10 protein-coding genes are annotated in these 12,458 nt (G+C 74.3%); 3 read left to right on the forward strand and 7 right to left on the reverse strand.

Features of this window, described 5'->3' with window-relative positions:
* Positions 1-37 precede the first annotated feature (37 nt).
* On the reverse strand, positions 38-370 hold the full coding sequence (locus AC07GB_RS20765; RefSeq protein ID WP_478847477.1) for a chorismate mutase: 333 nt from the start codon (positions 368-370) through the stop codon (positions 38-40).
* A gap of 10 nt (positions 371-380) precedes the next feature.
* Entirely contained in the window at positions 381-1,325 is a 945-nt protein-coding gene (locus AC07GB_RS20770; RefSeq protein ID WP_478847479.1) for a helix-turn-helix domain-containing protein, read from the reverse strand.
* 170 nt (positions 1,326-1,495) lie between these two features.
* On the opposite strand from AC07GB_RS20770, the gene AC07GB_RS20775 reads away from it, so the two are divergent.
* Positions 1,496-3,244 carry a glycoside hydrolase family 35 protein gene (locus AC07GB_RS20775; protein ID WP_478847481.1) on the forward strand — a complete coding sequence of 583 codons (1,749 nt, stop codon included), beginning with the start codon at positions 1,496-1,498 and terminating at the stop codon, positions 3,242-3,244.
* Positions 3,245-3,297: 53 nt separating this feature from the next.
* On the opposite strand, the gene AC07GB_RS20780 is transcribed toward AC07GB_RS20775, so the two are convergent.
* The 4 genes from AC07GB_RS20780 to AC07GB_RS20795 all read right to left on the reverse strand — a co-directional run bounded on the left by AC07GB_RS20780 (position 3,298) and on the right by AC07GB_RS20795 (position 9,421).
* Entirely contained in the window at positions 3,298-6,381 is a 3,084-nt protein-coding gene (locus AC07GB_RS20780) for an endo-alpha-N-acetylgalactosaminidase family protein (RefSeq protein ID WP_478847483.1), read from the reverse strand.
* A 225-nt stretch (positions 6,382-6,606) separates the two neighbouring features.
* Positions 6,607-7,779 (reverse strand): sensor histidine kinase, encoded by a 1,173-nt coding sequence (locus tag AC07GB_RS20785; protein ID WP_478847485.1) that lies wholly within the window; start codon positions 7,777-7,779, stop codon positions 6,607-6,609.
* A gap of 7 nt (positions 7,780-7,786) precedes the next feature.
* Positions 7,787-8,434, reverse strand: a complete 648-nt coding sequence (locus AC07GB_RS20790; RefSeq protein ID WP_478847487.1) for a response regulator — start codon at positions 8,432-8,434, stop codon at positions 7,787-7,789.
* A gap of 186 nt (positions 8,435-8,620) precedes the next feature.
* Positions 8,621-9,421, reverse strand: coding sequence for a S1 family peptidase (locus AC07GB_RS20795; protein WP_478847489.1), 801 nt, complete (start codon positions 9,419-9,421; stop codon positions 8,621-8,623).
* 267 nt (positions 9,422-9,688) lie between these two features.
* On the opposite strand from AC07GB_RS20795, the gene AC07GB_RS20800 reads away from it, so the two are divergent.
* Both AC07GB_RS20800 and AC07GB_RS20805 read left to right on the forward strand, forming a co-directional pair.
* On the forward strand, positions 9,689-10,585 hold the full coding sequence (locus AC07GB_RS20800; RefSeq protein WP_478847491.1) for a hypothetical protein: 897 nt from the start codon (positions 9,689-9,691) through the stop codon (positions 10,583-10,585).
* Positions 10,586-10,724: 139 nt separating this feature from the next.
* The gene (locus tag AC07GB_RS20805) at positions 10,725-11,645 is read left to right on the forward strand and encodes a tyrosine-protein phosphatase (protein ID WP_478847493.1); all 921 of its coding nucleotides are present in this window, start codon (positions 10,725-10,727) and stop codon (positions 11,643-11,645) included.
* Between the two features lie 19 nt (positions 11,646-11,664).
* Here AC07GB_RS20805 and AC07GB_RS20810 read toward each other — a convergent pair whose 3' ends face one another.
* On the reverse strand, positions 11,665-12,426 hold the full coding sequence (locus AC07GB_RS20810; protein ID WP_478847496.1) for a VWA domain-containing protein: 762 nt from the start codon (positions 12,424-12,426) through the stop codon (positions 11,665-11,667).
* Positions 12,427-12,458 lie beyond the last annotated feature (32 nt).

Below are 12,458 nucleotides of genomic sequence, written 5' to 3' on the forward strand. Positions count from 1 at the left end.
CCGGCTCGGGCGGGGCTCGTTCGGAGGGGTGCGCCGCTCAGGCCTTCTCGTTCGCGATGGTCTCGTGGTGGCGGATGACCTCCGCGATGATGAAGGTCAGGAACTTCTCGGCGAAGGCCGGGTCGAGTTTGGCGTTCTCGGCGAGCTGGCGCAGGCGGGCGATCTGGCGGGACTCGCGGTCGGGGTCGGCGGGGGGCAGGTGGTGGTTGGCTTTGAGGTGGCCGACCTGCTGGGTGCACTTGAACCGTTCGGCGAGCATGTGGACGACCGCGGCGTCGATGTTGTCGATGCTGTCGCGCAGGCGGCTCAGCTCGGCGAGGACAGCGGGGTCGGCGGAGTCGGTGGAATCGGCGGGGTGCTTCGTGGTCATGGCAGGGAGCCTACGTTGCCGAGCCGGAGCCGCCGGAGCCGCCAGGGCCGCCGGTGCCGCCGGTGCCGCCGGTGCCGCCGGAGGTGAGCGTCGGTGGGTCGTCCGGGTCGGGGACCTGCCGTGACCAGCCGCCGGGCACGGCGCGGCCCTGCTGGGCGCGGAAGCGTACGGGGGCGGTGCCGACGCGGCGGGTGAAGAGGCGGGAGAAGTAGGCGGGGTCGTCGTAGCCGACGCGGCGGGCGACGGCGGCGACGGGCAGCTCGGTGGCGGCGAGGAGTTCCTTGGCGCGGCCGAGGCGGATGCCGAGGAGGTAGTCCTTGGGGCTGCATCCGGCGCCGCGGCGTACGGCGGTGCGCAGCTCGGCGGGGGTCATGCCGTGCCGGGCGGCGTGTTCGGCGATGGACAGCGGTGTGAAGGCGTCGCGGGCCAGGGCCTGGAGGACGGGGTCGCCGTCGGGGGCGAGGTCGGCGCGGGCGCGGCGCAGCGCGACGAGGAGTTCGTGGACGGCGGCGCTGGTCTCGACCTCCAGGAGGGGGTTGCCGCGGCGGGCGGCGCGGGCGACGCGGCCGACGACGGCGCGGGCGGCGGCGGGGTCGGCGAGGGCGACGACGGGCCGCTCGGGCTCGATGTAGCCGAGTTCGGTGTAGGTGGTGGTGGCGGGCCCGGTGAAGTCGACGAAGCACTCGTCCCAGCCGGTGTCGGGGTCGGCGCCGTAGTGGTGGGGGACGCCGGGCACCAGCCAGATCAGGGCGGGTGCGGTGACGGGTGCGCGGCGGCCGTCGGGTCGGGTGAACCAGCCGCTGCCCGCGCTGACGACGAGGGCGACGTGGTGGTCGAGGGTGCGGGGGCCGACGGGGGGCAGGGTGCCGTGCTGGAGGCCGACGCCGAGGCAGACCAGGCCGAGGCGGTGGTGGACGGGGCTGGGTGTGAAGTACCGCATCCAGGTGTGGTACATCGGCTGCTGCCCTCCTGGTCCGTCACGCCCGGGGCGTGCGCGTCCGGGCCGCTGCCGCCCGGTCCGGGCCGGACGCTCCTCCAGTCCAATCAGCCTCGATCTTTGTCCATGGACCGGGCCGCCCGCCAGAGGCAATCGTGGCGCCTGTCGAAGCACCGGGAGGGGACAGGGTGAACGGGTTCAGGGTGGGCGAGGACGGCTTCGAGGTGGACGGGCGGCCGGTGCGGCTGTTGTCGGGGGCGCTGCACTACTTCCGGGTGCACGAGGCGCAGTGGGGGCACCGGCTGGCGATGCTGCGGGCGATGGGCCTGAACTGTGTGGAGACGTACGTGCCGTGGAACGTGCACGAGCCGCGGCCGGGAGAGTTCCACGACGTGGAGGCGCTCGGCAGGTTCCTGGACGCGGCGCGCCGGGAGGGCCTGTGGGCGATCGTGCGGCCGGGCCCGTACATCTGCGCCGAGTGGGACAACGGGGGGCTTCCGGCCTGGCTGACCGGGGAGCTGGGGGCGCGCGTGCGGACCCGGGACGCGCGCTATCTGGGGCACGTCGAGCGCTGGTTCGCGCGGCTGCTGCCGCAGGTGGTGGCGCGCCAGCACGACCGGGGTGGCCCGGTGGTGCTCGTGCAGGTGGAGAACGAGTACGGCAGCTACGGCTCGGACGGGGTGTACTTGCGCGCGCTGGTGGAGTTGTTGCGCGGGCAGGGGGTCACGGCGGAGCTGTGCACGTCCGACGGGCCCGAGGACCACATGCTGACGGGTGGGAGCGTGCCCGGTGTCCTGGCGACGGTGAACTTCGGTTCGCGGGCGCGGGAGGGCTTCGACGTGCTGCGGCGGCACCGGCCGGTGGGGCCGTTGATGTGCATGGAGTTCTGGTGCGGCTGGTTCGACCACTGGGGTGCGGAGCACGCCGTGCGCGAGCCCGGGGACGCGGCCGGCGCGCTGCGGGAGATCCTGGAGTGCGGGGCGTCGGTGAACCTGTACATGGCGCACGGCGGGACGAACTTCGCCGGGTGGGCGGGGGCGAACCGGGGCGGCGGGGCGCTGCACGACGGGGTGTTGCAGCCGGATGTGACGTCCTACGACTACGACGCGCCGATCGACGAGCGCGGGCGGCCCACGGCGAAGTTCTGGCTGTTCCGTGAGGTACTCGCCGGGTACGCGGACGGGCCGCTGCCCGAGCCGCCGCCCGCTCCCGAGGTGCTCGGCGCGCCGGCCGTGGCGCGTCTGGAGGACTGGGCGCCGCTGGACGCGGTGGCCGCGTGCCTGGGGACCTCGGAGGCGGAGTACGCCGTGCCGCCCACGTTCGAGGAGCTGGGGGTGGATCGGGGCCTGGTCCGCTACTCGTTCACGCTGCCGGGGCCGCGCGGGCCGTATCCGCTGAGTGTGCCGGGGGTGCGGGACCGGGCCGTCGTGTACGTGGACGGGGTGCGGGCCGGGGTGCTCACCGAGGACTCCCCCGCCCTGCCCGCGCCGGTGCCCGGGGGCGCCCGGGTCGAGCTGTGGGTGGAGTCCCTGGGGCGCGTCAACTACGGGCCGCGGCTCGGGGAGGCGAAGGGGCTGACGGGCGGGGTGCTGCACGAGCGGCAGTACGTGCACGGGGTGCGGGCGGTGGGGGTGCCGTTGGGGGCATTCGACGCGGCGGGCTCGGTGCCTTCCGCCGAGGGCGGCGCGGGGGCGGGGCGGGCCGGTCTGTACCGGGGTGTGGTGGAGGTGGCCGGGGCGGGGGACGCGGTGCTCGAACTGCCGGGGTGGACGCGGGGCTTCGTGTGGGTGAACGGGTTCTGCCTCGGGAGGTATTGGGGGGTGGGGCCGCAGCGGGGGCTTTTCGTGCCGGGGCCGGTGCTGCGGGAGGGGGCGAACGCGGTGTGGGTGCTTGAGGTGGAGGGGGTGGGGGGCGTCCCGGAGGTGCGGCTGCGGTAGCGCGCGCGGGACGCCCCGCGAGGGTCAGGCCCGCGCGGGACGCCCCGCGAGGGTCAGGCCTCCCGTACCTCGAAGGTGTCCAGGACGAACTCCGCCTTGCCGTCGGCCCCGGTCTTGCGGAGGCCCACCCACGCCTCGCCCTCCCCCGGCGCGGTGAACTCGTAGGAGTGGGTGGTGGGGGCGTGGGCGGCCGGCAGGGGCTCGCGGGAGAGTTCGCGCGGGTCGGGGGTGTCCACGGCGGTGACCCACGCGTACTGGCCCGCGGTCTCGTTCACGTAGCGGAAGGACACCCGGTACCGCTTCCCGGCGGCGAAGCGCACGGTGTGGGGCACGGTGCGGTAGACGAGGCCCTGGTTCTCGCCGCGGGACTTGAGGGACTGGCCCCCGTCCACGACGTCGTCGACGGCCTTGCCGTTCCAGCCGCGCTGGGTGAACGGGGCGTGCCGCTGCGCGATGTGGGTGCGCGGGTCGGTGGCTCCCCCGGCGTCGCCCTTGACGAAGGGCCCCCACCCCTGCGGTACGTGCTCGAAGTCCTCGCGGCACAGGACGCCCCGGGGCAGGCGGGGCGCGGGCGCGGTGGCCGCGACGCGGACGTTGTCGAAGCGGACGCGGGCCCGGCCGGCCGCGGCGCGCAGCGTGAGCCGGACGGGTCCGCCGCCCTCGGGCACGGTGAAGGGGGTGAACAGGCGCTGGAAGCGGGTGCCGTGCTTGCGGTCGGCGGCGACGAAGTTCCCTGCGGTGGAGGTGGTGGTCCGGTTCGCGGCGGTGACGCCGTCGGCGGTGCGGACCTCCAGGGTCGCGGTGCGCTGCTCGCCCGGCCGCTCGCCGACCTCGACCTGTACGGAGGCGACGTAGGAGCCGGGTGCGAGGCGGCGCAGGCGCTGGCTCACGGAGGCGGCGGTGCCGGGGGCGATGACGAGTTCGTGGTCGCCCAGGGCGCTGCGGACGACGGCGGCGGGCCCGGTGACCTGCCAGGCGTCGAGGGTGCCGGAGTGGAAGCCGGGGTCGCGCAGCGGGGTGCCCTGGCCCCAGTCGGGGTCGGGCAGGGCGCGGGCGCGGGTGCGGTGGACGACGTAGGGCTGTGCGGCGCGGGCCTCGATGGTGATCTTCCCGGCGCGTACGGGGAGGGCGCGTTCGTGGACGCGGCCCTGGTCGGTGAGGCGGTACAGGTGCACGGTGCGGGCGTCCGCCCAGCCGCGGGGCAGGGTCCAGCGGCTGGTGCCGCCGCGGGGGTTGTAGTGGTAGAGCTTCGCGGGGTCGGTGGCGCGGCGGGGTTCCCAGGGCAGCAGGTAGGTGCCGGCGTCGTACACCGGGTGGCCGCCGGTGGTGATGCGGCGGGTGCCGCCGGTGTCGGTCACGGAGGTGGCGCCGTCGCCGAAGAAGGTGATCTCGTGGTCGGTCCACGTCCTGATGGGGTGGGCCTGGAGGTACTTGGCGGGCAGGGCGTGGGTCCAGATCAGGTCGTAGAACACGGTCCAGTCGGTCTTGCCGACCCAGCCCTCGTAGTTGCCCATGCGGGCGATGCCGAGGAGGGTGGGCCACTTGTCGGCGAAGACGTCCTTCTGGTGGTGGCGGATGAAGCGGATCAGCTGGGAGTTGATGCCGCGCGAGGTGTCGGGGCCGTAGTCGGTCTCGGTGGCCCAGTGGGACCAGACCGCGGCGCGCTCGAAGCCGTGGCCCCATTCGGTGGTGAGGGTCCAGCCCTGGTCGCGCAGGGCGCGCTGGAGCCGGTCGGAGGTCCAGCCGGACTCGCGGAACACGTCGATGTAGAGGGTGTCGAGCGCCTGGTGGGTGTCGCGGCGCAGGTCGGCGAAGCGGCGGACGATGTCGCCGGAGACGAGGTCGCGGCGCTGGTCGATGCGGTAGCTCTGGTCCAGCCAGTCCCACTGCTCGTTGTTCTTGTCGACGAGCTTCTCGGAGAAGGCGTGGGCGACGGGGTAGGACTCGGTGGCGTTGACGTGGACGCCGAAGTCGCTGTTCCACTTGGTGCCTTCGCGGAGCAGGGTGTTGAGGTCGCGCAGGCCGCCGGCGCGGGTGTTGTAGTGGCCCGCGTAGTCGGGGTGGGCGGAGTCGTGGCCCTCGGACTGGTAGCCCTTGAGGAGGGTGTACTGGCGCAGGCCGTCGGTGGCCAGGTGGACGCGTTTGACCTCGTCGAGGGTGGCGAGGAACGGGTTGGTGGCCTGCGAGGCGAAGTTGAAGGGGATGTGGGGGACGACGCGCAGGTGCTGCTCGTCGGCGCCGAGGGGGGTGACCATGATGTCGCGGAAGGCGATCGCGGCGTCCTGCCAGTCGACCTTGCCGTCGCCGTTGCGGTCGCCGGTGACGACGACGGTGGCGTAGGGCAGCGGTTCGGTGGCGTCGACGGGTGAGGTGGCGGCGCGGTGGGTCCACTGGCCGGGGGTGAGGCGGGCTTCGGTGTGTCCTTCGGCGCGGAGGGTCTGGCGCCACAGGCGGCCGTTGTCCCAGCTGGTCTCGGATGTGGGCTTGTCGTAGACGGTGTTGGTCTCGACGGCTCCGCCGAGCCGGTCGTGGGCGAGCACGGCGTAGGCGCAGCCCGTGGGTGCCTGGGCGGGGGTGTCCGCGGCGAGCCGCAGGAGGGTGTCGCCGCTCTTGGCCTGGTCGAGCTGTACGCGGGCGGCGAGGAGGGTCGCGCCGGGCTGGTCGCTGCGCACGGACAGCAGGGCGAGGCCGGGCACGCGGAGGGTGCCGATCCGTAGGGCGGGGGTGTCCTCGATGCGGGTGACGCGCCAGTGGACCTGGTGGCCTTGGACGGAGATCTCCACGTCGATGCGGGTGCCGCCGTCGAGGGTGAGGACGTAGGAGGCGCGGTCGTCACGGATCGTCGCGGTGACCTCGGGGGTGTGTTCCTTGTCGTCGACGAGGAGTGTGGTGACCGGGTCGGGCTGTGCGTGCAGCACGGCGCCGCTCGCGCGGTCGGTGTACGACACGACGCGGGGGAAGGCGGTGGCGACGCGGACGTCGAGGGCGGCCGAGCGCAGCACCGCCTCGTCCGCGCGGGGCTCCGGGGCGGGCGCGGCGTGCGCGGTGCCCGCGCCCACGGCGGCGCCCAGTGAGGCGAGTGCCCCGGTGGCGACGACGGCTCTGCGACTCGGCCCGGACGGCTGTGACGACGGCATGAACGCACCCTCCGTACGACGAAATCCGTGACGGTCACGATGCGCCGGGGGTGCGGGGGGCGCCCATGGACAAAGGAACGGAAGGTGTTGGACTAAGCGCGGGGCCTGGGCGTCACCAGCGCCCCGAAGCGGGAGCGCCCCGAAGGGGCGCGGGGAACTGCGCGACAAGCCACAGCGCGCCCGCAGCCGAACAGCTACTCAGCACAGCGCAAGCGCACCGGCGCCTCAGGCCGGATCCCCCTGCCCGTACGGCAGCACGGCCCGAACCTGCCAGCCCCCACCCGGGCGCGGCCCCGCCGCAAGGTGCCCGCCAAGGGCCCCCACACGCTCCCCCAGGCCGACAAGACCGAACCCACCCCGGTCACCGGGGCCGGGCGATGGCGCCGGGGCGCCGTCATCGGCGACCCGGACCTCAAGGCCGCCCTCGGCCAGGCGCACGGTGACGTGGACGGCTCGGGCGTCGACGGCGTGTTTGCGTACGTTGGTGAGCGCCTCGCGCACGATGTGGTGGGCGGTGGCCGCGAGATCGGCCGGAAGGCGCTCCTCCAGGCCGTGTTCCACCTCGACCGTCACGGGCGGCCCGGCGACGGCACCGGTGTGGGCGAGCGCGCGCAGCTCGGCGAGCCCCGGCAGGGGCGCCGTGCGCGCCTCGCCTTCGCGCAGGACGCGCACGAGGCGGCTCATCGCGCCGAGGGCCGCGTCGCCCGCGTCCGCGATGCGGGTGAAGGTGTCGGCGGTGGCGGGCGCCCCGGCGGCGGTGGCGGGCGCGGTGAAGCTCGCGGCGCGGGCCTGCACGACGATGCCGGTGACGTGGTGGGCGACCAGGTCGTGCAGTTCGCGGGCGAGGTCGAGGCGTTCGGCGGCGCGCGCGGCCTCGGTGTCGCGCACCCGCTGGGCCTCGGTGCCGCGCAGCAGCAGCGAGAAGGCGCTGACCACGGCGGCGAGTGCGGAGAACAGGAGCGTGAAGCGGCCCGGGGCGGCGTCGCGCACGGGCGCCGCCGCGCAGGCGAGCGCGAGCAGCGGCCCGAGCACGGCGGCGCGCCGGGCGGGCAGCCGCAGCAGGACGCCGGTGAGCAGCACGAGCAGCGCCACGGCCTCGCCCAGGCCCCAGACGGCGAGCGGCCTGCCGCTGGCGAAGACGTACAGGGTGGCGGCCCAGGAGACCCCGGCGGCCGTCCAGGCGCGGGCGGCGAGCGGCGGGCGCGGCCAGGGCACGGCGCACAGGCTGGTGACGATGCCCGCGGTGAGGAGGGCTGCGCGTGGCTCGGTGGGGTTGCGGGTGAGGGTGAGGCCCTCGACGAGGACCAGGAGCACGAGGGCGGTGGCGAGGAGCAGCCGGGCGGCGTGGCGCAGGGCGGGGTGCCGGTCGAGGGCGGGCGGTCTCAGGGCTGGGCGCACTGCGGGCTCACGGGGCCTTGGTGGCGAGCCCGCTCTCCCAGGCCCAGGCGGCGATCTCCACGCGGTTGCGGGCGGCCAGCTTGGCCTGGACGTTCGCGAGGTGGGACTTGACCGTGGACAGGGACACGTACAGCTCGGCGGCGATCTCCGCGTTGGTGCGGCCGCGGGCGAGGGCGCGCACGACGTCCCGCTCGCGCTGGGTGAGGGGTTCGGCGGGCGCCGGGGCCGCCTTGCGGGGGGCCAGCTCGCGCAGCAGGCGCACGGTGATCGCGGGTGAGACGAGGGCGTCGCCGACGGCGGCGGCCCGGACGGCCTCGACCAGCATGGCGGGGCTCGCGTTCTTCAGGAGGAACCCGCAGGCGCCGCCGTGCAGGGCGGCGTGGACGTACTCGTCGAGGTCGAAGGTGGTGACGATGACGACGCGGGGGCGGCTGCCGCGGGCGGTGAGGCGGCGGGTGGCCTCCAGGCCGTCGAGGCGGGGCATGCGGATGTCGAGGAGCAGGACGTCGGGGTCGTGTTCCTCGACGGCGTCGAGCGCGGCCTCGCCGTCGACGACGTCGGCGAGGACCTCGATGTCGGGCTGGCTCTCCAGGATCATGCGGAAGCCGGTGCGGACCATCTCCTGGTCGTCCGCGATGACCACCGTGATCGCCATGTGCCGCTGCCTCGCCGTCGCCTGTCTCGTACGCGACGAGTGTCCCATATGTACGTGGTCGGGCCGCACTTCCGTACGGGCGGCGGGACGCGGTCATCCGGCGCGCGGAGAGCCGGGCCCCGCTGGGGGCCCGGCTCCGTGCCGGCTTCGCTCACCCCGCGCGGCGCGCGGTGGCGGGGTGGAGCGTCAGAGCTGGCCCGCGTACTTGGTGATGTCGGCCGCGAAGGTCGACACCTCGGTGTAGACGCCGGGGTAGGCCGGGCGGGCGCAGCCGGTGCCCCAGCTGACGATGCCGACCTGGATGTACTGGCCCGCGTCGTCCTTGCGGAACATGGGGCCGCCCGAGTCGCCCTGGCAGGTGTCGACGCCGCCGACGCCGAGCTTGCCCGCGCAGATCTCCTCGCCGGGGATGATGTCGCCGTTGTACGCGCGCGAGCAGTCCGCGTCGCTCACGAACGGCACGGTGGCCTTGAGCAGGTAGCGCTGCTGCGGGCCGCCTTCGCGGGCGGCGCCCCAGCCCGCGACGGTGAAGTTGCCGTTGTTGTACTTGGTGTCGGTGGCGATCTTCAGCGTGGGCTGGTTGATCGGCTTGGCGAGCTTGATGAGCGCCCAGTCCTTGCCGCTGCCGTTGTAGCCGGGGGCTTGCAGGACCTTGGTGGACTTGACCTTGATGGCGCTGGAGCTCTGGAGGTCGACGACGCCGCCGGTGGCGGTGATGGAGGTGTTGTTGCCGGAGCCGTCGACGCAGTGCGCGGCGGTGAGGACGACGTCCTGCTTCAGCAGGGAGCCGCCGCAGCCCATCGACAGACGGACCATGAACGGGAACTCGCCCTGCGCGGCGCGCGTGCCGCCGACGACCTGCTCGCCGGGGTTGGGGCCGGGGTGCGGGGCGGCCTGGGCGGCGAGGGGCTGGAGGCTGAACCCGGCGAGGGCGATCGACCCGAGGACGGCGGCTCTCTTGACTCCACGAAGCTTGTCGGTCTTCAACGTGTTGTCCCTTCATGGGGGGTTGTGGGGGGTAGCGCGACGCGACGGGCCCTTGCCGCACGCGCCGGAGCGCTGCGTGGCATGAGCCCGCCAAAGCGTTGTTGGATTATGAGGAGGCCCACACGCGGCCGACAAGGGGCGGTTTTCGGCCAGCCGCCGACTTCCGGGCTGCTTACGCGCGCGGACAACACCCGTACAGTAGGGACGAGTTGGGATGATCCACGCGGGATACGGCAGCGGATCCCGCCGCGGCCCAGGGGGGACGGCGTGGCCAACGACAGGCCCGTGGAGCACGGCTACCCCCACCTGGAGACGGTCCGCTCGGCCGTCACCGCGCTGTACAAGCGGCTCTCGTACGACACCGTCCACTCCTTCGGCACCAGCGTGGCGCCCGCGGACGTGGCCTTCGGCGACGAGGACGACCTGTATCTCGGCGCGCAGCGCGTGGCCCGCGAGATGGTGCGGCACCTGCGGCTCCCCGACGCCCGGGTGATCGTGTCGTTCCGCGAGATGGAGCACGCCGCGTTCGTCGAACTGACCGCGGGGCCCGAGTACTTCATCGAGCTGAACGACCGCTTCCGGCGCCACCGCAGGGACATCGGGGCGGCCCTCGCGCACGAGGTGATGCACGTGTATCTGCACCGCCTCGGCCTGACCTTCCCCGGCACGCGTGCCAACGAGATCCTCACCGACACCGCCACGACCTACCTCGGCGCGGGCTGGCTCCTGCTCGACGCCTACCGCGAGGACGCCGCGTCCTCGCAGAAGCTCGGCTACCTCACGCCGGAGGAGTTCGGGTACGTGCTCGCCAAGCGGGCCCTCGCGTTCGGCGAGGCACCCGAGACGTGGTTCACCAGCCCGCAGGCGTACACCGCGTACACGCGGGGCCTGGCGCAGGCCCGCCGTGACGAGCGGCAGCCCCCGCTGGCCGCGGCGGGCTGGGCGGGGCGGCGCCGCTACGCCAAGGACCGGCGCTACGCCCTCGACCACGGCTCGACTCCCCGGCCCGGCGGGTCCTACGCCTTCTCGCGGCCCGACGCGGCCGGGCCGCTGCGGGTCTCCTTCCCCTGCCCCACCTGCCACCAGCGGATCCGGCTCCCGGCGCGGGGGCGGGTCCGGGCGCGCTGCGCCCTGTGCCGCACGGTCCTGGACTGCGACACCTGAGCGCGCCGGGCCGGAGCCGCGCGAGGGCGCCACCGGAGCTGACTGACCGTCAAATACTCCGCGCGTTCGCCTTCCCCCTTCAAGACCCCCTCGCTACCGTCCGCCGCGACCGGACCACGACACGGCGGAAGGCGGACCGATGCGCGGCACCCCTCGCACCCTCACGGCGGCCACGGCCGTCCTCGTCGTACTCGGCACCGGCGCCGCGCCCGCGGCGGGGGCGGCGCCCGCGCCCCGCCCCTCGTACACCGCGGCGGAGCGGGCGGCGCACCAGGGGCAGATCCCGCTCCAGGGAGCTGTCAACGTCCGCGACGTGGGCGGCCACCGCACCTACGACGGGGAACGGGTCCGGCCCGGCCTGGTCTACCGCGCCGACGCCCTCAGCAAGCTCACCGACGCCGACGTCGCCACCCTGGCCGGGCTCGGGCTGCGCGCGGTGGTGGACTTCCGCGTGGCGGAGGAAGTGGCCTACGACGGGCAGGACCGGCTGCCCGCCGGGCTCGCCGCCACCTCGCGGCCGGTGCCGGACAACGGCCTCTTCCGGCAGCTCATGACCGTGATCGGCTCCCGCGACCCGGTCAAGCAGGAGGAACTGCTCGGCGGCGGCAGGGCCGAGGCCTTCATGCGGGACGTGTACCGCGCGTTCGTCACGGACACCACGGGCCGCGCGCACTTCGCCGCGACGCTGCGCGACCTGGCCGCCGGGGGCTCGGCGCCGCTGCTCTACCACTGCACGGCGGGCAAGGACCGCACGGGCTGGCTGACGTACGTCCTGCTGCGCGCGGTCGGCGTGCCCGAACGGACCGCCGTGGCGGACTACTTGGCGTCCAACACCTTCCGCGCCGCGTACGACGCCAGGGTGCGCGAGTCGCTCAGGCAGTCGGGCCTCATGCGCGAGCCGGAGCTGCTCATCCCGCTCCAGGAGGTCCGTACGGACTACCTCGACGCGGCGCTCACCGAGGCCACGCGGCGCTACGGCGGCTTCGGCGGGTATCTGACCAAGGGCCTCGGCCTGGACGCGCGTACCCTGCTCGGTCTGCGCGAGCGCCTGGTGGACTGAAGGCCGGGCGCGGGCGCGGTCAGGTGCCGCGCGGGGCGACGATGCCCAGTTCCCGCGCCGCCTTCAGCCACCGCGGGAACTCCCCCACCAGGTGGTCGTAGAGGACGTCGTCGGGCACCGCGCGCGGCTCCTCGCCCGCGTGGAAGAACCCGGCGTTGTCGACGGCCCGCCTCTCGGGCACGGCCAGGTCGTCCAGGCGCCGCAGATAGTCGAACTGCCTGCTCCCCGGGTCGCCGAAGCCGATGAACTTCCAGAACACCGGCAGCTTCGCGGCCTTGCACAAGTAGCGCTCGGCGGCTGCCTTGTCGAGGGGGCCGCCGTCGGTCTGGAAGACGACGAGCGCGGGCGCGGGCGGGTCTCCGCCGCCGGCCCGCGCGCTCTCCACGGCGTCCAGGTAGTGGTCGATGACGGCGTCCATGGCCAGGTGGTAGTTGGTCTTGCCCATGTGGCCGAGGCCGCTCGCGATCTCCTCGATCCGGCCGTGGTGGCGGGCCAGTTCCACGTCGGCGACGGCGTCGACGTCCGTGGAGAAGAACACGGTCGGTACGACGCCGTCGTCGTCCAGGTGCGCGGACAGGCCGAGGACGCGGTCGGCGAGGGCCTGGACGCTGCCGTCCTTGTAGTACGGCCGCATGGATCCGGAGTGGTCGACGACGAGGTAGACGGCGGCGCGCTCGCCCGCCAGGCCGTGCTCGCGCACGGAGGCGCCCGCCGCCTTGTAGAGGCTGACGAGCGCGGGCGCCGTCTCCTCGACCTTGCGGAGGCTGATCGCCGCACTCACGCCGGCCCCCCGCCGGGGTCCTGGGGGCCCGC

This window comes from Streptomyces sp. NPDC045778 (genome assembly GCF_056431945.1).

Excerpts from the sequence above, each read along its gene's own strand:
- AC07GB_RS20765 (WP_478847477.1), bottom strand. The coding sequence starts at position 370 with ATGACCACGAAGCACCCCGCCGATTCCACCGACTCCGCCGACCCCGCT.
- AC07GB_RS20770 (WP_478847479.1), bottom strand. The coding sequence starts at position 1,325 with ATGTACCACACCTGGATGCGGTACTTCACACCCAGCCCCGTCCACCAC.
- AC07GB_RS20780 (WP_478847483.1), bottom strand. The coding sequence starts at position 6,381 with ATGCCGTCGTCACAGCCGTCCGGGCCGAGTCGCAGAGCCGTCGTCGCC.
- AC07GB_RS20790 (WP_478847487.1), bottom strand. The coding sequence starts at position 8,434 with ATGGCGATCACGGTGGTCATCGCGGACGACCAGGAGATGGTCCGCACC.
- AC07GB_RS20805 (WP_478847493.1), top strand. The coding sequence starts at position 10,725 with ATGCGCGGCACCCCTCGCACCCTCACGGCGGCCACGGCCGTCCTCGTC.